The organism is Aquisalimonas sp. (genome assembly GCF_007120195.1).
In the GTDB taxonomy this organism is placed as follows: domain Bacteria; phylum Pseudomonadota; class Gammaproteobacteria; order Nitrococcales; family Aquisalimonadaceae; genus Aquisalimonas.
The window spans coordinates 1-18394 of record NZ_SKOG01000221.1 but is presented as its reverse complement, the minus strand read 5'-3'; the positions used below and the strand labels follow the sequence as shown (position 1 = coordinate 18394).

Sequence of the window (18394 nt, the reverse complement as noted above, 5' to 3'; positions counted from 1 at the left end):
TGGTGGGCCCGGCTGGATTCGAACCAGCGACCAAGGAATTATGAGTTCCCTGCTCTAACCACTGAGCTACAGGCCCGTGCAGTTCGTGTGGTGCGGCGCGTGTTGATCAAGGCCTGACGCACCACTCGCCTGCGGAGTCCCGGGCGCGGCAGTATAGCGCGCGTCCTTGCGGCCGTCAGCCCGCGGGGCGTTACTGCTCGTCGAGGAAGCTGCGCAGGGACTCCGAGCGGGTCGGGTGGCGGAGCTTGCGCAGGGCCTTCGCCTCGATCTGGCGGATGCGCTCGCGGGTGACGTCGAACTGCTTGCCGACCTCCTCGAGGGTGTGGTCGGTATTCATGTCGATGCCAAAGCGCATGCGCAGGACCTTGGCTTCCCTCGGGGTGAGGCCTCCCAGGACACCGCGTACGGCTTCCTTGAGACCTTCGCGCGTCGCCGAATCCACCGGCGACATGACGCCGATGTCCTCGATGAAGTCCCCGAGATGACTGTCTTCGTCATCGCCAATGGGCGTCTCCATGGAGATCGGTTCCTTGGCGATCTTGAGGACCTTGCGCACCTTGTCTTCGGGCATCTCCATGCGCTCGGCCAGTTCTTCGGGCGTGGCCTCGCGCCCCATCTCCTGGAGCATCTGCCGGGAGATGCGGTTTAACTTGTTGATGGTCTCGATCATGTGCACCGGGATGCGGATGGTGCGGGCCTGATCGGCGATGGAGCGCGTGATCGCCTGCCGGATCCACCACGTGGCGTAGGTGGAGAACTTGTAGCCGCGGCGGTATTCGAATTTGTCCACGGCCTTCATCAACCCGATGTTCCCCTCCTGGATTAAGTCCAGAAACTGCAGGCCGCGGTTGGTGTACTTTTTGGCAATGGAGATGACCAGGCGCAGGTTGGCCTCTACCATTTCCTTTTTCGCACGGCGGGCCTTCGCCTCGCCGATGGACATGCGCCGGTTGATCTCCTTGATCTCGGCGACGTCCAGACCGGAGAGGTTCTGGAGGTTGCGCATCTGGTCCTGCGCATAGCGGATCTGATCCTCAACGTCACCAAGCTTGTCGGCATCGACGTCGTCACGGGCCTTGATCTCGTCCAGCCAGGTTTCGTCGGTTTCCCGTCCAGGAAAGGACTTGAGGAAGGCCTTGCGCGGCATGCCGGCCTTGCGCACGCTGGACTCCATTACCATGCGCTCCTGACGGCGGATGTGTTCAACCGCCTTGCGCAGTTGATCCACCATGGCCTCAAGGATACGCGGGGGGAATTTCACACGCAGGAACAGCTCCGCCATCTCCTGGCGTTTCTGGCGGATCAGCGTATTTTTCACCCCCTCTTCGGCCAGGACCTGCTGCGTTTCGTCGTAAAGCTCCTGGATGCGGCCAAAAACCTCCCGTGCCGCCTCCGGATCCGGGCCGGTGTCCGCGGCGGCGCTGTCGTCATCCTCGTCGTGTGAGGAGGCGGCGTCTTCCAGCGTGGTCTCGGTGCTGGAGGCTTCCTGGGGCTCGTCGGCCATGCGGAAGCTTGCCACGAGGTCGCTCAGGCGCTGCTCCTCGAGCTCGACACGTTCGAAGCCCTTGATCAGGAAACGCGCGGATTCGGGATAGGCAGCCAGCGCCGTCACGACCTGATCCAGGCCTTCCTCGATGCGCTTGGCCAGCTTGATCTCGCCTTCGCGAGTGAGGAGCTCCACGGTGCCCATCTCGCGCATGTACATGCGCACCGGATCAGTGGTGCGGCCGAACTCGGCATCCACGGCGGCCAGCGCCGCGGCAGCTTCTTCCGCGGCTTCATCGTCATCCGTCGTGACCGCAGAATCGTTCAGCAGCAGCTCGTCGGAATCCGGCGCCACTTCATGGACAGTGATGCCCATGTCATTGATCATGCCAATGATGTCCTCGATCTGCTCCGGATCGACGATGTCATCCGGCAGATGATCGTTCACCTCGGCATAGGTCAGAAAGCCCTGATCCTTGCCTTTGGCGATCAATTGTTTAATCTGTGACTGCTGATCCTGGGTCATACCATTCGCTACCTGGATGGTTGGCGTAATGCCCCTCAAAAAATGAACCGGTCATTATAGCGGCTCACAACCTGTTTGCCAGTCCCTCCTGTCAACGACGTCGCTCACCTGCGACGGCGCAATAGGTCCAGCCACTCCGCCTGTTCATCCTCCGTCATCCGACCGTGCTGCCATTGCTGATGTAAGTATTGCAGGCGTTGCTCGACCAGCAATGTATTGAGGCGATTCATTACACCGCGGAACTCCGCCTCGGCACCACCCTCCGGTACCAAATGATCCCAAGTTGCCAGTTTCCACAGGGCTGGTCCGTGACGGTGGTCGCGAAACCGCTCAAGCACTGCCCCAGGGTTGAGATGCGGCTGTTCCTGCAGCAATTCAAGGAGTTGCGCCAGCAAATCGGCGCCCGGTTGGTTAAGCTCACGCAAACGTTCCGGCTCGCCACCCTCGGCGGCGAGTTCTGGGTGCTGCAGCAGCAACGCCACGGCAAGGCGCACCGCCGTGCGTCGCTGCGGCCGCTGGCCGGGACGCAGTGCCGGCGCGGTGGCGGCCTGTGTGGGTTGCGTCTGGCCCACAACCGCCCGTTCCACATGAGCCCGGTCGACCCCGGCATGCCGCGCCAGCTCGTCAATGAGCAGATCCCGGAACACTCCGTGGGGGACGCGCCGGATCGTCGGTGCGGTGCGCTCGACCAGGCGGGCGCGCCCATCAACAGTGTCGACATCCGCATCCCTTCCGAGTTCATTCAACAGGAACTCAGACAGCGGCGTCGCCTCCGCCTCCAGGGCCCGGAACGCGTCGGCGCCCTGTTGCCGAACCAGCGAGTCGGGGTCTTCTCCCTCGGGTAGGAATAGGAAGCATGCCTGCCGCTCGCCGCGCAGGGCCGGCAGCGTGTTCTCCAGCGCTCGCCAGGCGGCCTGCCGGCCGGCATTGTCACCGTCGAAGCAGAACACTACATTGTGGGTGGTTCGGAAGAGACGTTCCACCTGATCGGTGGTTGTGGCGGTACCCAGGGTTGCCACGGCGTGGGGCAGGCCCCGCTGCGCCAGGGCAACCACGTCCATGTAGCCCTCGACCACGAGAATCCTGCCGGGGTGGCGCTGGGCTTGCAGGGACTCGTGCAGGCCGTAGAGTTCACGCCCCTTGTGGAAGACGGGGGTCTCGGGGGAGTTCAGGTACTTGGGCTCGCCTTCATCCAGCACGCGGCCGCCGAAGCCCACGACCCGGCCGCGACGATCACGGATTGGGAACATGATACGGTTGCGGAAGCGGTCGTAGATGCTGCCCGAGTCCTTGCGGATGGCGAGCCCGGCTCGAACCAGCTCCTCAGGGTGCCCGGCTTCCCGGAGCAGGTTGTCCCAACCCGCTGGGGCGAAGCCGATGCCGTAGCGCGCGGCAATCTCGCCACTGACCCCACGGTGGCGAAGATACGCCACCGCCTGGTGCCGATCGGCATGTTGGCGCAGCCAGTGCTGGTAGGTTGCCGCTGCCTTGTCCAATAGACCATACAGCGGGGCAGCCTCGGGGTCGGGTCGACTCTGCGCCTCCTTGGGCAGCTCCACGCCCAACTGCCGCGCGAGTGTCTCCACCGCTTCCGGGAAGCCCATACGATCGTACTCCATCAGAAACCGGATGGCCGTTCCGTGGGCACCGCAACCGAAGCAATGGTAGAACTGCTTGCTGGGGCTGACCGTGAAGGAGGGAGTCTTCTCGCTGTGGAAGGGGCATAGCGCCTGGTAATTGGCCCCCGCTTTCTTGATGGTCAATCGCGAACCGATGACCTCAACGATGTCCGTCCGCGTGAGTAGATCGTCGATGAAGTGTTCCGGAATCCGTCCGGCCATGGCAGGGGCTCCTGCTGTGGACTCCGGTGACGCGGTGCCGGTGCACACGGACAGATGGTCCGGGAACGCGCCTGTCAGCCGTTGAGACGCTCTTTCAGCCGGGCGCTGACTTTGCCTAGGTCGGCCCGACCCTGGAGGCGTGGCTTAAGCAGTCCCATGACCTTGCCCATGTCGCGGATGGACTCGGCGCCAGCTTCCGTAATTGCCTGATCGAGCAGGCGATCGATCTCGTCCGCAGTCAGGGGTTGCGGCATAAACTCCTGCAGCACGCCGAGTTCGAACTCTTCCTGCTCGGCGAGATCACTCCGGTTCGCCGCGCGGTACTGCGCGATGGATTCGTGCCGCTGCTTGACCATCTTGCTCAGGATCGCGACGAGTTCGTCATCGCCAAGATCGGTGCGCTGATCGACTTCGTGCTGCTTGATGGCGGCGGTGATCAGACGCAGTGTTCCCAGACGCCGACGATCCCCGGACCGCATGGCCTCTTTCACCGCGTTCGTCACGCGGTTCTTCAGGGCGCTATCACTCATTCGTGGATGTTCCAGTGGTGATCTTTTAGTACATGCGCTCGCGGCGCACTTGCTCGCGCTGCAGCTTTTTCGCATGCCGCTTGACGGCCGCCGCCTGTTTGCGCTTGCGCACCTGCGTGGGCTTCTCGTAGTGCTCGCGACGGCGCACCTCGGAGAGAATTCCTGCCTTTTCGCAGGAGCGCTTGAAGCGGCGCAGAGCGACTTCGAAATGCTCGTTTTCGCGTACTTTGACAATCGGCATGCAGCTACTCACCCTTCCTAGTCAATCCGGAAACAATAATTAACGTTCCCCGCTTTCCACCACGGGCGCGGTATTCTATCCACCTGATCTCTCGAAGACAACCTGGCCCGCCAGCATTGGCGGATCGGCGGGGCGACTGCGCGCGCGCAGGCTTTATCAGGCTCCGCTGCAACGGCCAAGGGGTGATCCATGCGTGTACTGGGAATTGAAACATCTTGCGACGAAACGGGTGTCGCCGTCTACGACGGCGAGCACGGCCTGCGGGCCCACGCCGTCCATAGTCAGGTGGATCTGCACGCCGTCTATGGCGGTGTTGTCCCCGAACTGGCATCGCGCGATCACGTGCGGCGCGTGTTGCCACTTGTCGAACGCGTGCTGGAGGTCGCTGGGATCGGGCGCGATGAGCTGGAGGGCGTCGCCTACACCCGTGGGCCAGGGCTCGTCGGCGCTTTGCTCGTGGGCGCCTCCGTGGCACGGGGTATTGCCTGGGCGCGGGGGCTGCCAGCGGTGGGCGTTCATCATATGGAAGCCCACCTCCTGGCGCCGCTGCTCGAGGATGATCCGCCGGTTTTCCCGTTCGTTGCACTGTTGGTCTCCGGCGGGCACACCATGCTGGTCCAGGTCGCCGGGATCGGCCGCTATCAGTTGCTGGGTGAGTCATTGGATGATGCGGCGGGTGAGGCCTTTGACAAGACTGCCAAGCTCTTGGGGCTGCCCTACCCGGGCGGGCCGGAGCTGGAGCAACTCGCAGCCCAGGGCGAGCCCGGACGCTACCGCTTCCCCCGACCCATGACTGACCGCCCCGGGCTGGATTTCAGCTTCAGCGGGCTCAAGACATTCACCCGCAATCTGGTGCGTGATGCGGCCGACAAGCCCCAGTCTCGGGCCGATATCGCCCGGGGTTTTCAAGACGCCGTGGCGGATACCCTGGCGATCAAGTGCCGGCGCGCCTTGCGCCAGTGCGGCGTTCGGCGTCTGGTCGTGGCCGGGGGCGTGAGCGCCAACCAGGCGCTGCGCCAGCGTTTCGATGCCATGGCGGCCGCCGAGGGGGCCACGGTTTACTACCCGCGGCTGGCGCTGTGTACGGATAACGGCGCCATGATCGCGTACTGCGGTTATTTGCGGCTTGCCGGCGGAGAGCGCAGCGGCGGCGAATTCAACGTCACCGCTCGCTGGCCGTTGGAAACCCTTGCGGAGCCGGGGCCGCCATGCCCTTAGTGCTTTTCCCCGATTCGCCGTTCCGTGCCCTTGAGCAGCGCCTGGAGATTCCCCCGGTGGCGCCAGTAGGTCAGCACCGTAATCACCAGCATGGCCAGCACAATAGCCTCGGGTTGGCCGACATAGGCGAGGTAGAACGGTGCCAGCAGAAAGGACACCAACGCGGCCAGGGAGGAATAGCGAAACAGCGCGGCGATGAGGAGCCATGTACCGACGGTCAGCAGAAATGCTGGCCAGGACCAAGCCAGCAACACCCCGAGCCCGGTGGCCACCCCCTTGCCGCCGTGGAAGCGGAAGAATACAGGAAACACGTGACCGGCGAATGCCGCCACGCCCACCAACGCCAGAACCAACGGCTGCGCGCCGAATGCCATGGCGATCAGGACCGCGACCGCGCCCTTGAGGAAGTCGCCGAGCAGCGTCATGGCCGCCGCCGTTCGCGTGCCAACGCGCAGAACGTTCGTCGCCCCGGGGTTACGTGAGCCAGAGCTGCGAGGGTCGGGAAGGCCCATGATGCGGCAAGTGAGGATGGCCGCCGACACGGACCCGAGGAGGTAGGCGCACAGGACAAGAAGGGTGGCGGTGATCATGGCGAGTATTGAATGGGTTTGCCGCGGGCGGGTCAAGTTGTGATTACGGCGTGCGCCCGCGGACTGGCTGGCCGGGGGGCGGGCGGGAGCGGTATCATCGCCGCTTCCTTTACTGGGGACGTGGCAATGGATACGGTTTTTATCCACGAGTTGAAGGTGGCCACTGTGATCGGTGTTCGCCCCTGGGAGCGCCGGGTCAGGCAGACCGTTGTGCTCGACTTGGAATTGGCTGCCGACACAGCGACGCCCGCGCATTCCGATGACGTCGGGGATGCGGTGGATTATGACCTCGTGGCCCGCCACGTCATCGAACATGTGCAACATGCCGGCCACGCATTGGTCGAAACCCTGGCGGTGGATGTGGCCACAACACTCATGAATCGCTTCGGCATTCCTTGGGTGCGGGTGCGCATCGCCAAACCCGGGGCGGTCGCGGGCGCACGTGCGGCCGGCGTGGTCGTAGAACGTGGGCAATGCCCCGGCGAGCGCTAAGGACGGTTCCCATGGTGCGTGTTTATGTGAGTATCGGCTCCAACATCGAGCCGGCCCGCCATGTCCGCCGGGCACTACGGGAACTGCGCCGTGCATTCGGTCAGCTGACGGTCTCCCCGGTCTACGCGAGCGCTGCGGTCGGCTTCGACGGCGATGATTTCCTGAACCTCGTGGTCGGCCTGGATACGGTGGACACGCCGGGGGCCATGGCTGATCGCCTGCGCTGGATCGAGGATACCAGCGGGCGCGTGCGGGGGCCCGAGCGCTACGCCGCGCGAACGCTGGATCTGGATGCACTCACCTATGGCGATCAGCGCGTGCGCGCCGGCCGGCTGATGCTCCCACGCGACGAGATCACGAAGTACGCTTTTGTCCTGCGCCCGCTTGCCGACATCGCGGGTCATGAGCTGCATCCGGAACTTGAGCGTACGTACGCCGAACTCTGGGCAGAGTTTGACGCCAGCAATCAGCCATTAACCGTGGTGACGCTCGACGAGGTGGACTCCTGATGGCCGGCGGTACGAGCTTTGCGCTGAATGCGGACACGGGTTTACCGGCCGGCTGGCCGGCGCCCGATCCGGACGCGCTCGCATTAAGCCGGCGGTTGGCGGCGCTTTTGCGCGCGCGCATTGGCGAGGGCGGCCCACTGCCATTCGATGCTTGGATGGAAAGCGTGCTCTATGAGCCCGGGCTCGGTTACTACAGCGGCGGGCAGGAGAAGTTCGGCGCCGCGGGTGATTTTGTTACGGCGCCACTGGTATCGCCGCTGTTCGCCTGGAGTCTTGCAGGTCAATGCGCCGAGGTGCTCGCGGCCGTCCACGGCGACACCATTCTCGAGCTTGGCCCCGGCGACGGTTCGATGGCTGCGGATCTGTTGGCGGAGCTCGAGCGTCAGGAGGCGTTGCCCAGGCGGTACTGGCTGCTTGAGCGCAGCGCCAGCCTGCGTCAGCGACAGCGCGAGCGCTTGCAGGCTGTGGTCCCCCATCTGCTGGCGCGGGTGGACTGGCTGGAGCACCTGCCGGAGCGACCCATGCGTGGCGTTATTCTCGCCAACGAGGTGCTGGATGCGTTGCCGGTGGCCCGTTTCCGGCGTCATCGCGGCGGTGTTGCCGAACTGACAGTCACAGTGGGCGAGGACGGTTTTGAGTGGCAGGAGCGTCCTGCGCGCCCCCAGGTGGAAAGGGCGGTCGCCGCCATCGAATCTGACCTGGGCCGCACGTTGCCGGATGGTTACCTGTCCGAGGTTTGTCTGCAGCTGCCTGCGTTCATGGCGAGCTTGCGCGACAGTCTCGCGACCGGGGCGCTACTGGTGGTTGATTACGGTTACCCGCGCAGGGAGTATTACCGGGCGGATCGTGATGAGGGAACGCTGGTGTGTCACTACCGCCATCGCGCACACTGGGATCCGCTGCCCGCCCCGGGCTTGCAGGATGTGAGTGCCTTTGTGGACTTTACGGCGGCGGCCCTCGGGGCGCAGAACGCGGGGCTGGAGGTGCTCGGTTATACCAGCCAGGCCCATTTCCTGATGGGTGCCGGTATTACTGAGCTGCTGGAAGCGCGTCGGGGCGAAGACGTTATGGAGCAGGTGCGGCTGGCGCAGCAGGCCAAGACGCTGCTGCTGCCCGGCGCCATGGGGGAGCGTTTCCGGGTGCTCGCGGTCGGCGCGGGGAATATATCCGCGCCCACGGGGTTTTCGCTTTATAATCAGTTAGCAAATCTGTGATCGGCGTGCGCAATAACGGTGGTTTGTTGCTGAGGGACACAGGCGAGGGAGTCGAATCATGTTAGGAGCGGCGCCCCACCGGCGGGTACTGGTCCTGGCCGGAGATCACGGATCCTCCGGGCCCACGGCCCGGGAAATCCTGGAACCGTCCGGTTTTATTGTGGATCAGACGACAGATCCGCAGGAGGCGCTCGACATGGCGCGCCGTGAGAGCTATGACGCCTTCGTCCTTGATGCGGAGAGCTACCGCGAGGAGGGAATCGCCCTGTGCCGCCAGCTCCGGGACGAGCCCGGGTACTATCTCTCCCCGATTCTCCTCACGGCGGAAGCGAACGATCGCGCGACATGGCAAAAGGCCTTCGCCGCCGGCTGCGACGACCTGCTGCGCCTTCCATTGGAGCCCGTGGTGGTGCGGGCACGGCTGGTCAACCTGCTGGAAAAGGCGGATTACGCGCAGGAGCTCGAGCGCGTGCGCGCGAACCTTGCGCGCTACGTCTCGCCCCGGTTACGACAGATCGTGCAGAACGCCGGCCCGGGCGACGGCTTTCCGATGCCGGAGCAGCAGCACGTGTGTATTCTCTTTTCCGATATCCGCGGTTTTACGGCGCTGGCGCAGAGTATCCCCCCTGGGCGTCTGTTCGCCTCCGTCAGCCGGCATCTGGGCAGCCAGGTGGAAGCGGTCTACGCCCACGGTGGCTACGTGGATAAGTTTGGTGGCGACGGCATTATGGCGGTATTCGACGGTGATGCCATGGCCCGCGACGCCTGCGCCTGTGCCCTGGATATGATCAATGCCAACGTCGCCATGCAGGGGGATGAGCTGTACATTCCTCTGGGTATCGGGATTCACGAGGGGACGGTGGTCGCCGGCAACATCGGCTCGGGTGAGCACCTGGACTACACAGTGATCGGTAATACGGTGAATCTCGCTGCCCGCTTGTGCGGCTGGGCGAGCCCCGGGGACATTGTGGTCTCGGAGGCGGTGCGCGGGGCCGTCAACGGCGCTGAGGAGTTCGTCTGCGTCGAACCGCGCAAAGCCGACATCCGCGGCTTGAAGGAAGCGATTACGCTGTATCGGTTGCGAAGCGGCCAGCGGCAGCCCCGTGACGAGGATGGCGCGGCCAATACCTCCTCGGTGCGGTAGTAAACGCGCAGTGAACTTCCCCGTGCGCAGGGTCAGCGTCTGCGGTCAATCGTCTCCTTGGGGATACCACGCCCGCCTGATGGCCTCCACGGTGTTGATGCGCTCGCGCTTCAGCGCCGAGGCGATGGCCGGCCCCGTCACGCCTTGTCGCACAAACGCCCCACCGGTGATCATGCGCGACGCTTCCAGGCAGGCCTCCAGGTAACGCCGGGGTCGATACCCCGTCGCATCGACCACCAGGCCGCTCGCCCGGGCGTCGAGTTCGCAGGCTAGCAACAGATCACCGAAACGCCCCGGCCGTCGAAAGGCGTCGGCGGCTTGCAGCAAATCCAGCACCTCCCAGGCTCCCAAGCTTGGGGCGTGGTGAACACCGTGCCTATGGCGGGCCAGGGATTCCGCGAGCTCCCGGTAGGCGGTCGGTGCCCGCAGACGGTGGCACACCACGCGGACCGCCTCTGGAGCACCGGCAGGGTCCGCAGCCGCCGCGTGCCGTGGCGCGGCACCGCGATCCACGTCCTGCACGACCAGAGCCCAGCGGACGAGGCCAGGGGCATCGGTGGTGGCCGCCTGGTCCAGAGCCCGCATGGCGTGGTCGCCGGCGTTCACCGTCGCTCCGGTGAGGGTGTCGCGGCTGCATGCGAACAGGGCGTCCAGCTCGGGCAGCAGGCGGTGCAAGGCCTCGCACTCCCTGAGGACGCCAAAGAATGCCGAGGGCCGGGCCTCGCCAAGCGCCTTCTCCAGCTCCTGCCAAACGCGTTCTGGCACCAGGTGATCCACTTCACCGTTCGCCACCATGCGCGAGCACAACACCAGGGTGGCTTCGGCAGGGCGGAAACCGAGAGCGGCATAGCGCGCGCTGAATCGGGCCAAGCGGAGGATGCGTACCGGGTCCTCCTGAAACGCAGGCGAGACGTGGCGCAGCAGGCGTGCGTCCAGGTCTTCGCGCCCGCCGAAGGGGTCCACCAGGGTACCGTCCGGTCGCTGGGCCATGGCGTTAATGGTCAGATCACGCCGGGCGAGATCCTCTTGCAGGGACACCTCCGGCGCGGCGTGGATGCTGAAACCGTGGTAACCGCGGCCCGTCTTGCGCTCGGTGCGTGCCAGCGCGTACTCCTCATGGGTTTCCGGGTGCAGGAACACGGGGAAGTCCTTACCCACCGGCCGAAAACCGCGGGATTCCAATGCCTCCGGCGTCGTACCGACCACAACCCAGTCGCGCTCGGTGACGGGTCGGCCGAGCAGCTGGTCGCGCACCGCGCCGCCGACGAGGTAGACATCCAGCCCGGCGAGGTAAGGGTCACCCGTCACGGCTCAGCGCCGGGCGGTCATTCGGAACTGGTTGTAACGGGCCCGCTCGGTCTTGTCCGACAGATAGCCTGGCACCACGGCCTCGATGGCTGTCGGCTCAATGCCCAGTTCAGGCAGGTGATTGACCGAGCATACGTTGTCGACCGTCGCCGATAGGTAGTTGTCCATGGAGTAGGGCTTGCCGGGTACGCGCTGCAGCACCCGCGCCTGAAGCCGGGACAGCCGGTCGCTCGCCGGCCACACGGTGCGCCGCAGGCCGGCCTGCTCCGCGGTGTAGCGGACCAAGTCTTCCAGGGTATAGGTCTGCGGGCCGCACAGGTCGTAGCGCTTGCCAAAGGTTTCGCGGTCCTTTAAGGCACGCACAAAGGCCTCCACCACATCACCCACATACACGGGGCTGAACCGCGCTTTGGGGGTGGGCAGGGGAAAGACGCCCGGCGAGAGTTTGAGCAGCAGGCGGAACTGATTGAAAAAGTTGTCGTCCGGGCCGAAGATCACCGACGGTCGGAAGACGGTGACGTTCAGATCGGCCGCTGCCGCCAGGACCCGCCGCTCGGCCTCACCTTTAGTGCGCTGATAGTAGCTCGGGCCGTTGTCGGCATCCGCCCCCAGTGCACTCATGTGCAGCAGCCGCTGCACCCCGGTGTGCCGGCAGGCATCCAGAACCTTCTCGGTCAGTTCCACATGGGCGCGGTGGAATCCGCTGCCGTCGAAACCCCTCTCGTTGAGAATGCCCACCAGGTTGATCACGGCGTCGCATTCCCGGAACAATTCCTGTAGCTTTCCGGCATCGTGAATATCGGCCTCGACCAGATCCAGGCCGGGGACGACCAGGATCTGCTTGGTACGCTCCCGGTGACGCGTGGGAACGCGCGAGTGAATTCCCCGATCGTGGAGACGGTTGGCGAGATGACGGCCGACAAAACCGCTGCCCCCCAGGATGCAGACTCGTTGCATGCGCATCATGAATTGCGGCTCCTTCTACTGGAATGATTGTCCCGCAAGGGGTGGAGTGCCTCGCAAGTCTAGCAAGACGGCGCGGGTTTCGTTGAATCGGAGTGCCTCTGGGCGCTGAAACCGCAGTACCCTGTGCGCTTTTCCGTTTCGCAGGGGCCAGCGTGACGCCACGGGGCGCGGTGCGGGGGAGCGGGGATGCTGACGACGCTACTGGTGTACCTGATTGCGGGTGCCATCGCCGGCCTGATCGCCGGGCTGTTTGGTCTCGGTGGTGGCGTGGTGATCGTACCGGTGCTGCTCGTGGTGTTCGCCGCCCAGGGCATGCCCGAGGCGATCATCATGCACATGGCCGTTGGCAGTTCTCTCGCCGTCATTTTGCTGACCTCGCTGTCTTCGGTCCGCGCGCATCACCGTCTGCACGGGGTACTCTGGCCGGTGTTCGGCCGTCTTGTGGGTGGCATCGCTGCAGGTGCGCTGCTGGGCGCCTGGATCGCGGACAGCCTCTCGTCTTCGGCGCTGCAGAACGTCTTTGCAGTGTTTTTGATCGCCGTGGCCGTGAAAATGGCGTTCGATCTCAATCCGCCCGCAGGCGGACGCTTGCCAAGGACGCCCTTGCTGAACGCCGTTGGGGGCGTCATCGGCACCCTGGCAGCGCTGGTCGGCATTGGCGGGGGAACACTTACTGTCCCGTATCTCACGTGGTGCGGCATTAACATGCGGCATGCCGTCGGGACATCGGCGGCCTGCGGGCTGCCAATCGCCATTGCCGGTGCGACCGGGTTCATGCTTACTGGCTGGGGTCGCCCCGACCTGCCCGGGCTCGCCACCGGTTACATCTATTGGCCTGCCGTCGGAGGCATTGCCGCGGCGAGTGTTCTGGCGGCACCTGCAGGGGCGCGGCTGGCTCATCGGCTGCCTGGGGGGCTCCTCAAACGGCTCTTCGCCGGGCTACTGGCCGTCGTCGCGCTTCGGCTGCTCCTCGGGTGAGCACGCCTTTGCCGCGGCCCTTAGAAGCGCAGCCGGAGTCCGACGTGAAAACCATCGTCGACGCGTTCATCCCGGAACGAGTCCATGCGGATCTTGATCCGGCGGTAGCCGAGGAAGGCATGGGCGCCCCTGACGACCTCGGCCTCGAGCCGGAGCTGCCCCTCGGTGATCCGGCTGGCATCCCCACCCGTGGTGATGTTGGGGGAGATGTAGCCCTGGAACACAAGTGCCAGCGGGATGTCCGCTGGGATACCCACACCCACGTTGCCGCCGATGGCCAGGGCGGCGAGGCTCTCTCCCGAGCGGTCCAGATCGGCACCGTAGAGCTTGACGCCAACGCCGAAGGTGATGGGCTGCCAGCGCCCTTCAACTTCATTGTCGACGGTCAGGAACAGTGAGCCGAGAAGATCCCGGTCTTCGTTAAACAGCAGCCCGCCGCCGTAGCGCGCGCTTTGTTGATCGCTCTGCGTGGTGCGGTCCGCCAGGATCAACTCGGCCATGGCATCGCTCAGTGCAAGCTCTAGTTCCTGGGCCTGCAGGGTTGTGGCGGCGCCGGCGAGCATGGCGGTCAACATCAAGCGTCGGAGCATGTCGGTCTCCAGGGTGGTGTGGGCAGGGAGTCAGGCTCCGTGGCCACCACGATAAATGGTTTAGGATTTCGTATTTTACCGCCCGGACCGTCGCGGGTCAGTTCGGATTAAAGCGTCAGCGGTCGGCCAACCGTTTCTCAAGGTAGTGGATGTTGGTGCCACCGCTCTGGAAGTTTGTGTCCAGTAACAGATCCTGGTGCAGGGGGACGTTCGTCTTGATGCCGCCGATCACGACTTCGGCCAGCGCGGTGCGCATCCTCGCCAATGCGGACTCCCGCGTATCGCCATGGGTGATGATTTTGCCGATCATGGAATCATAATACGGTGGCACTTTGTAGCCGGTGTAGATGTGCGAGTCGACGCGCACCCCCGGGCCACCGGGAGTGTGGTACTGGGTGATCTGCCCAGGCGATGGCACGAACCTCTCCGGATCCTCCGCGTTGATCCGACACTCGATCGCATGGCCACGCACGACGATGTCCTCCTGGGCATAGGACAGGCGATTGCCCGAGGCGATGCGCAACTGCTCACACACCAAGTCCACGCCGGTGACCATTTCGGTGACCGGGTGCTCCACCTGGATCCGCGTGTTCATCTCGATGAAGTAAAAGGCGCCGTCTTCGTACAGGAACTCGAACGTGCCTGCACCTCGGTAGCCGATCTCGCGGCACGCCAGCGCGCAGCGCTCGCCGATTTGTTGGCGCTGGGCCGCCGTGATGGCGGGCGCCGGGCTTTCCTCGATGACCTTTTGGTGGCGACGCTGCATGGAACAGTCGCGTTCGCCCAGGTGGATAGCGTTGCCATAATTGTCGGCGAGCACCTGGATCTCGATATGACGGGGATGCTGGAGATACTTCTCCATGTAGACCATGGAGTTGCCGAACGCCGAGCGTGCCTCGTTGCGCGTCACCGAGATGGCGCCTAGCAGATCGGCCTCCTTGTGCACCACGCGCATGCCGCGTCCACCGCCGCCCGCAGCCGCCTTGATAATCACCGGATAGCCGATATCCTGGGCGAGCTGCAAATTGTGGTCGTCGTCGTCGCCAAGCGGGCCACCGGAGCCCGGAACGCAGGGGATGCCGGCCGCTTTCATGGTATTGATGGCGGCGACTTTGTCCCCCATGGTGCGGATGGTGTCCGCCTTGGGGCCGATGAAAGTAAAACCGGAATGCTCGACCCGCTCGGCAAAGTCGGCATTCTCCGAAAGAAACCCATAGCCCGGGTGCACACCCTCCGACGCGGTGACCTCGGCGGCGCTGACGATGGCTGGAATATTGAGGTAACTGTCGGCCGAGTTGGGCGGACCGATGCATACGGTCTCGTCGGCCAGGCGCACATGCTTGAGATCGCGGTCGGCAGTGGAGTGCGCGGCGACTGTGCGGATGCCGAGTTCGCGGCAGGCGCGCAGGATGCGCAGCGCAATTTCGCCGCGGTTGGCGATCAGGACTTTTTCCAGCATGAGCAAGTGATCCCCGGGTCGTGCGTTACTGGAGAATAACCAGCGGCTGGTCGTACTCCACCGGCTGCCCGTCTTCCAGCAGGATGGCTGCCACCGTGCCCGCCTTATCTGACTCGATCTGGTTGAGCATTTTCATCGCTTCGATGATGCACAGCGTATCGCCAACCTTGACCTGCTGGCCCTCTTCCACGAACGGCTTTGCCCCAGGTGCCGGGGCGCGATAAAAGGTGCCCACCATGGGGGAGCGTACCGGATGTCCATCCGGCGTGCTGCTCTGGTATTCCTCGGTGGCATCGGGTTCGCTGCCCGATGCTGGAGCGGGCTGCGGTGCAGCGGCAGCGGTGGGCTGTGCGGACGGCTGAGAGATCATCGGCCCGCCGCGGTTGATGCGAACGGATTCCTCGCCCTCTTTGATCTCGATTTCGTTGATGCCGGATTCCTGCAGCAATTCGATCAGACGCTTGATCTTGCGGATATCCATGTTCTTATCCTGCTTTGTCGGTAAGGTGCCGGATCGCCGCCTGCAGCGCCAGCTCGTAGCCGAGAGCGCCCAGGCCGGTGATGACGCCCATGGCCACATCCGACAGATAGGAATGCTGACGGAACGGCTCGCGGGCGTGGACATTCGACAGGTGCACTTCAATGAACGGGATTGCGACACCGAGCAGGGCATCCCGAAGGGCGACGCTGGTGTGCGTGAGCGCGGCAGGGTTAATCAGGATGAAATCAGTGTCGGCGTCCCCTGCGGCGTGGATGCGCTCCACCAGCACACCCTCGTGGTTGCTCTGCAGCGTGACCAGCTGCAGACCAGCCGCTCTCGCTTGCCGCGCCAGACGCTGATTGATTGTCTCCAGCGTGTCAATACCGTAGACAGTAGGCTCGCGTTGCCCGAGCAGATTGAGGTTGGGCCCGTGGAGCACCAGGATACTGGCCATTCCTCCCCCCCCCCCCCGCCGGGAGTCGCATGTGAGACCGAGCTGGTAATGATGGTCTTATGCAGCCACCCCGACCGCTGGTCCGGCGGCGCTGGGCGCGATTGTGCCGCAATGCCGGCTGCTTGTCCACGCGATCGCGGTGTTTTTCCGATGTTAGCCGCATGTTCGTGGTTTTCAGGAACGCGGCTGGCGCTGCGCCGGACACGAGCGGTGTCTTGAGCCACGCCTGCATGTCATAGGATCAGCACTCTCGGGGATCAGGACACTAGAGGTGTTCACGAATGACCGGCTCGATCTCATCACGGGTGACTTCCCGCTCGAAGCGATGAACAATGGCGCCATCCCTGTCGATAACGACCGTATAGGGTAAAGTGCCCAGCTCGTTTCCATATGCCTCATTGATGTCCATGGCGGACTGAACGCCATGGAAACTCGGGTAGTTCATGTTGAGTTTGTCGCGGAACTCGCGTGCGTCTTCCGGATCGTCAATGGCGACGCCAAGGAACTGCACCCCGGCGTTCGCATAGTCCGCCTGGAGTTCCGTGAACACTGGAATCTCCTTAAGGCAGGGTGGGCACCAGGTGGCCCAGAAGTTGAGCACGATCAGCTCGCCGTCCCACTCGCTGATGCTGCGCGCCTCACCGTCAAGATCGGGGAGTTCGAAGGCGGGGCGCATCTCGGGCTGAAACCACGTTTGCCAGGCAGCAACACCGGCCACTGCGCCGGCGAGTCCCAGGGCTATGGCAATCACCGCCGGCCAGCGTTGTTGGCGCCGTGGGGGTTCACTCATCAATTAGCGTCCAGAGTTGGTGAAGAAGGCGGTGTGTGTACGCTCAAGAAAATCTTGCGGTGGCAGAAAACCGACCACGCGCTGATCCCGCCGCTCGTCGCCGTCGGGGCCGTAGAACAGCACCGCCGGTGGCAGGAAGACATCCAGTGCCTGGAGCAGCTCCCGGTGCTCACCCGTCATGGCCGTGACGTCCACGCGCAACAACTGCTTGTCCGCCAGCGCGGCGGTGACGTCCGGATCCGGGAACGTGCGTTCCTCCAGCTGGACGCAGTAGACGCACCAATCGGCATAGAAATCCACAACGGTGGCCTGGCCGCGCGACGTCGCTTCGGCGATCGCCGTCTCGAGCTCCTCGAGGCTGTCCACGTCCCGGAAGCCCACCTTCGTTTGCTCGGCCACGGGAGTGCCCTGGGTCAGGGGTTGCAGCGGCTGCCAGAATTGCGAGCCTCCTGCCGCGGCGCCAAGCAGCAGCGCCACGCTCCAGATCGCGAGCACCACGCTGGCGAATTGGCGCACGCGGACCACGACACCGGGGCGCAACTCCCCGCGGTCGAGCAAGCCGAGCCACACGGCGACGCCCGCCAATAGGACGCCCCACAGACCAAGGGTGATCGGGCCGGGCAGAAAGCGGTCGACCATCCATAGCGCCACCGCCAGGAACACCACCCCGAAGACTTGCTTGACGTAGACCATCCAGGCCCCGGAGCGGGGCAACCACTTCCCGAGTGCGGTGCCCACCAGCAGCAGGGGAACACCCATGCCATTGCCCATGGCAAACAAGGCGAGTCCGCCGAGCAGGGCGTCGCCGGTATTGCTGATGAACACCAGGGCGGCGATTAGCGCCGGCCCCGAGCAGGCGCCGACAATCAGCGACGACAGCACGCCCATTACCCCGGCACCGACAAAGCTGCCGCCGCGCTGTCGGCGCGAGAGCGTGTCGAGGCGCGTCTGCAAGGCCGCGGGCATGCGGATGTCGTAGAGGCCGAACATGGCGAGCGCCAGGACGACGAAAATGGCCGCAAAGCTACCGAGCACCCAGGGGCTTTGCAGGTCCGCCTGGATGGCGGCCCCGCTGACGCCTGCAATGGCGCCGGCGAGAGCGTAGGTGACCGCCGTCGCCTGGATGAATACGAGCGACAGCCAGAATCCACGCCACCCGGTGCGCCGCTCGCCCTCACCGGCAATGAGCCCCGAGAGGATGGGAATGAGAGGATACATGCAGGCGGTAAAGGCCAGCAGCAAGCCGGCCAGGAAGAAACCGCCAAGGATCAGGGCGAGGTTGCCGCCGGCGAGCAACTCGCCGAGGGGGTCGCCTCCACCCGCTGCTGGCGGCCCGCCTCCACCCGCACCGGCGCCGAAACCGGCATCGCTCACCCCGCCAGCCAGAGAGAAATCGCTGCTCAGCGGCGGGTAGCAAACGCCCGTTGGTTCATTGCAGCCCTGGTAGTGGGCGGTAAGCGTTAAGGACTCGGCCGCCGGCCGCTCGAGCCGGATGTAGACTTCTACCGGCTCGTGGTAGACCTCCATGGGGCCGAAGTTTGGATCGTCGATGACGTCGCCTTCGGGCAGCTCGAAGCC

19 protein-coding genes and 1 tRNA gene are annotated in these 18394 nt (G+C 64.5%); 6 read left to right on the top strand and 14 right to left on the bottom strand.

All coding sequences use genetic code 11. From position 1 onward, the window contains the following. The 5 genes from QZT63_RS15755 to rpsU form a co-directional block, all read right to left on the bottom strand. Nucleotides 1-76 (bottom strand) — tRNA-Ile (locus QZT63_RS15755). A 114-nt stretch (nt 77-190) separates the two neighbouring features. Then, the gene (rpoD, locus tag QZT63_RS15750; RefSeq protein ID WP_290652443.1) at nt 191-2011 is read right to left on the bottom strand and encodes an RNA polymerase sigma factor RpoD; all 1821 of its coding nucleotides are present in this window, start codon (nt 2009-2011) and stop codon (nt 191-193) included. A 104-nt stretch (nt 2012-2115) separates the two neighbouring features. After that, a complete protein-coding gene (gene dnaG, locus QZT63_RS15745; RefSeq protein ID WP_290652442.1) occupies nt 2116-3852 on the bottom strand; it encodes a DNA primase in 1737 nt (578 codons plus the stop codon). Nucleotides 3853-3926: 74 nt separating this feature from the next. Beyond that, complete coding sequence (locus tag QZT63_RS15740; RefSeq protein WP_290652441.1) at nt 3927-4382, bottom strand: GatB/YqeY domain-containing protein; 456 nt, start codon at nt 4380-4382, stop codon at nt 3927-3929. 25 nt (nt 4383-4407) lie between these two features. Beyond that, entirely contained in the window at nt 4408-4623 is a 216-nt protein-coding gene (gene rpsU / locus QZT63_RS15735) for a 30S ribosomal protein S21 (RefSeq protein WP_091645667.1), read from the bottom strand. A 189-nt stretch (nt 4624-4812) separates the two neighbouring features. On the opposite strand from rpsU, the gene tsaD reads away from it, so the two are divergent. After that, complete coding sequence (tsaD, locus tag QZT63_RS15730) at nt 4813-5841, top strand: tRNA (adenosine(37)-N6)-threonylcarbamoyltransferase complex transferase subunit TsaD (protein WP_290652440.1); 1029 nt, start codon at nt 4813-4815, stop codon at nt 5839-5841. On the opposite strand, the gene plsY is transcribed toward tsaD, so the two are convergent. After that, a complete protein-coding gene (gene plsY / locus QZT63_RS15725; protein WP_290652439.1) occupies nt 5838-6431 on the bottom strand; it encodes a glycerol-3-phosphate 1-O-acyltransferase PlsY in 594 nt (197 codons plus the stop codon). The genes tsaD and plsY overlap by 4 nt on opposite strands. A 126-nt stretch (nt 6432-6557) precedes the next feature. On the opposite strand from plsY, the gene folB reads away from it, so the two are divergent. Genes folB through QZT63_RS15705 form a run of 4 tightly spaced genes read left to right on the top strand, consistent with a single transcriptional unit; the run spans nt 6558 to nt 9790 of the window. Continuing rightward, complete coding sequence (gene folB / locus QZT63_RS15720) at nt 6558-6923, top strand: dihydroneopterin aldolase (RefSeq protein WP_290652438.1); 366 nt, start codon at nt 6558-6560, stop codon at nt 6921-6923. A gap of 11 nt (nt 6924-6934) precedes the next feature. Next, complete coding sequence (folK, locus tag QZT63_RS15715; protein WP_290652437.1) at nt 6935-7432, top strand: 2-amino-4-hydroxy-6-hydroxymethyldihydropteridine diphosphokinase; 498 nt, start codon at nt 6935-6937, stop codon at nt 7430-7432. Next, on the top strand, nt 7432-8646 hold the full coding sequence (locus QZT63_RS15710; RefSeq protein ID WP_290652436.1) for an SAM-dependent methyltransferase: 1215 nt from the start codon (nt 7432-7434) through the stop codon (nt 8644-8646). The genes folK and QZT63_RS15710 overlap by 1 nt, the downstream gene beginning before the upstream one ends. Before the next feature lie 58 nt (nt 8647-8704). Next, a complete protein-coding gene (locus tag QZT63_RS15705) occupies nt 8705-9790 on the top strand; it encodes an adenylate/guanylate cyclase domain-containing protein (RefSeq protein ID WP_290652435.1) in 1086 nt (361 codons plus the stop codon). A gap of 45 nt (nt 9791-9835) precedes the next feature. On the opposite strand, the gene QZT63_RS15700 is transcribed toward QZT63_RS15705, so the two are convergent. Beyond that, nucleotides 9836-11071 (bottom strand): multifunctional CCA addition/repair protein, encoded by a 1236-nt coding sequence (locus tag QZT63_RS15700; protein ID WP_290652446.1) that lies wholly within the window; start codon nt 11069-11071, stop codon nt 9836-9838. A gap of 30 nt (nt 11072-11101) precedes the next feature. Then, complete coding sequence (locus QZT63_RS15695; RefSeq protein ID WP_366637303.1) at nt 11102-12064, bottom strand: complex I NDUFA9 subunit family protein; 963 nt, start codon at nt 12062-12064, stop codon at nt 11102-11104. 186 nt (nt 12065-12250) lie between these two features. On the opposite strand from QZT63_RS15695, the gene QZT63_RS15690 reads away from it, so the two are divergent. Further along, a complete protein-coding gene (locus tag QZT63_RS15690; RefSeq protein WP_366637300.1) occupies nt 12251-13042 on the top strand; it encodes a sulfite exporter TauE/SafE family protein in 792 nt (263 codons plus the stop codon). 20 nt (nt 13043-13062) lie between these two features. On the opposite strand, the gene QZT63_RS15685 is transcribed toward QZT63_RS15690, so the two are convergent. The 6 genes from QZT63_RS15685 to dsbD all read right to left on the bottom strand — a co-directional run. Further along, on the bottom strand, nt 13063-13632 hold the full coding sequence (locus QZT63_RS15685) for a YfaZ family outer membrane protein (protein ID WP_290652434.1): 570 nt from the start codon (nt 13630-13632) through the stop codon (nt 13063-13065). A 115-nt stretch (nt 13633-13747) separates the two neighbouring features. Beyond that, nucleotides 13748-15091 carry an acetyl-CoA carboxylase biotin carboxylase subunit gene (accC, locus tag QZT63_RS15680; protein ID WP_290652433.1) on the bottom strand — a complete coding sequence of 448 codons (1344 nt, stop codon included), beginning with the start codon at nt 15089-15091 and terminating at the stop codon, nt 13748-13750. Between the two features lie 25 nt (nt 15092-15116). Beyond that, nucleotides 15117-15572, bottom strand: a complete 456-nt coding sequence (gene accB / locus QZT63_RS15675) for an acetyl-CoA carboxylase biotin carboxyl carrier protein (protein WP_290652432.1) — start codon at nt 15570-15572, stop codon at nt 15117-15119. Between the two features lie 4 nt (nt 15573-15576). Then, on the bottom strand, nt 15577-16026 hold the full coding sequence (gene aroQ, locus QZT63_RS15670; protein ID WP_290652431.1) for a type II 3-dehydroquinate dehydratase: 450 nt from the start codon (nt 16024-16026) through the stop codon (nt 15577-15579). Between the two features lie 265 nt (nt 16027-16291). Next, nucleotides 16292-16816, bottom strand: a complete 525-nt coding sequence (locus QZT63_RS15665) for a TlpA disulfide reductase family protein (RefSeq protein WP_290652430.1) — start codon at nt 16814-16816, stop codon at nt 16292-16294. 3 nt (nt 16817-16819) lie between these two features. Beyond that, nucleotides 16820-18394, bottom strand: a 1575-nt coding sequence (gene dsbD, locus QZT63_RS15660) for a protein-disulfide reductase DsbD (RefSeq protein WP_290652429.1), incomplete at its 5' end; no start/stop codon positions are given.

What these genes read in the sequence shown, in the direction of transcription:
- aroQ (WP_290652431.1), bottom strand. Translation starts at nt 16,026, where the DNA reads ATGGCCAGTATCCTGGTGCTCCACGGGCCCAACCTCAATCTGCTCGGG.
- tsaD (WP_290652440.1), top strand. Translation starts at nt 4,813, where the DNA reads ATGCGTGTACTGGGAATTGAAACATCTTGCGACGAAACGGGTGTCGCC.
- plsY (WP_290652439.1), bottom strand. Translation starts at nt 6,431, where the DNA reads ATGATCACCGCCACCCTTCTTGTCCTGTGCGCCTACCTCCTCGGGTCC.
- QZT63_RS15705 (WP_290652435.1), top strand. Translation starts at nt 8,705, where the DNA reads ATGTTAGGAGCGGCGCCCCACCGGCGGGTACTGGTCCTGGCCGGAGAT.
- QZT63_RS15710 (WP_290652436.1), top strand. Translation starts at nt 7,432, where the DNA reads ATGGCCGGCGGTACGAGCTTTGCGCTGAATGCGGACACGGGTTTACCG.
- folB (WP_290652438.1), top strand. Translation starts at nt 6,558, where the DNA reads ATGGATACGGTTTTTATCCACGAGTTGAAGGTGGCCACTGTGATCGGT.
- accB (WP_290652432.1), bottom strand. Translation starts at nt 15,572, where the DNA reads ATGGATATCCGCAAGATCAAGCGTCTGATCGAATTGCTGCAGGAATCC.
- QZT63_RS15685 (WP_290652434.1), bottom strand. Translation starts at nt 13,632, where the DNA reads ATGCTCCGACGCTTGATGTTGACCGCCATGCTCGCCGGCGCCGCCACA.
- QZT63_RS15695 (WP_366637303.1), bottom strand. Translation starts at nt 12,064, where the DNA reads ATGATGCGCATGCAACGAGTCTGCATCCTGGGGGGCAGCGGTTTTGTC.
- accC (WP_290652433.1), bottom strand. Translation starts at nt 15,091, where the DNA reads ATGCTGGAAAAAGTCCTGATCGCCAACCGCGGCGAAATTGCGCTGCGC.
- QZT63_RS15665 (WP_290652430.1), bottom strand. Translation starts at nt 16,816, where the DNA reads ATGAGTGAACCCCCACGGCGCCAACAACGCTGGCCGGCGGTGATTGCC.
- rpoD (WP_290652443.1), bottom strand. Translation starts at nt 2,011, where the DNA reads ATGACCCAGGATCAGCAGTCACAGATTAAACAATTGATCGCCAAAGGC.
- dnaG (WP_290652442.1), bottom strand. Translation starts at nt 3,852, where the DNA reads ATGGCCGGACGGATTCCGGAACACTTCATCGACGATCTACTCACGCGG.
- QZT63_RS15690 (WP_366637300.1), top strand. Translation starts at nt 12,251, where the DNA reads ATGCTGACGACGCTACTGGTGTACCTGATTGCGGGTGCCATCGCCGGC.
- QZT63_RS15740 (WP_290652441.1), bottom strand. Translation starts at nt 4,382, where the DNA reads ATGAGTGATAGCGCCCTGAAGAACCGCGTGACGAACGCGGTGAAAGAG.
- rpsU (WP_091645667.1), bottom strand. Translation starts at nt 4,623, where the DNA reads ATGCCGATTGTCAAAGTACGCGAAAACGAGCATTTCGAAGTCGCTCTG.
- folK (WP_290652437.1), top strand. Translation starts at nt 6,935, where the DNA reads ATGGTGCGTGTTTATGTGAGTATCGGCTCCAACATCGAGCCGGCCCGC.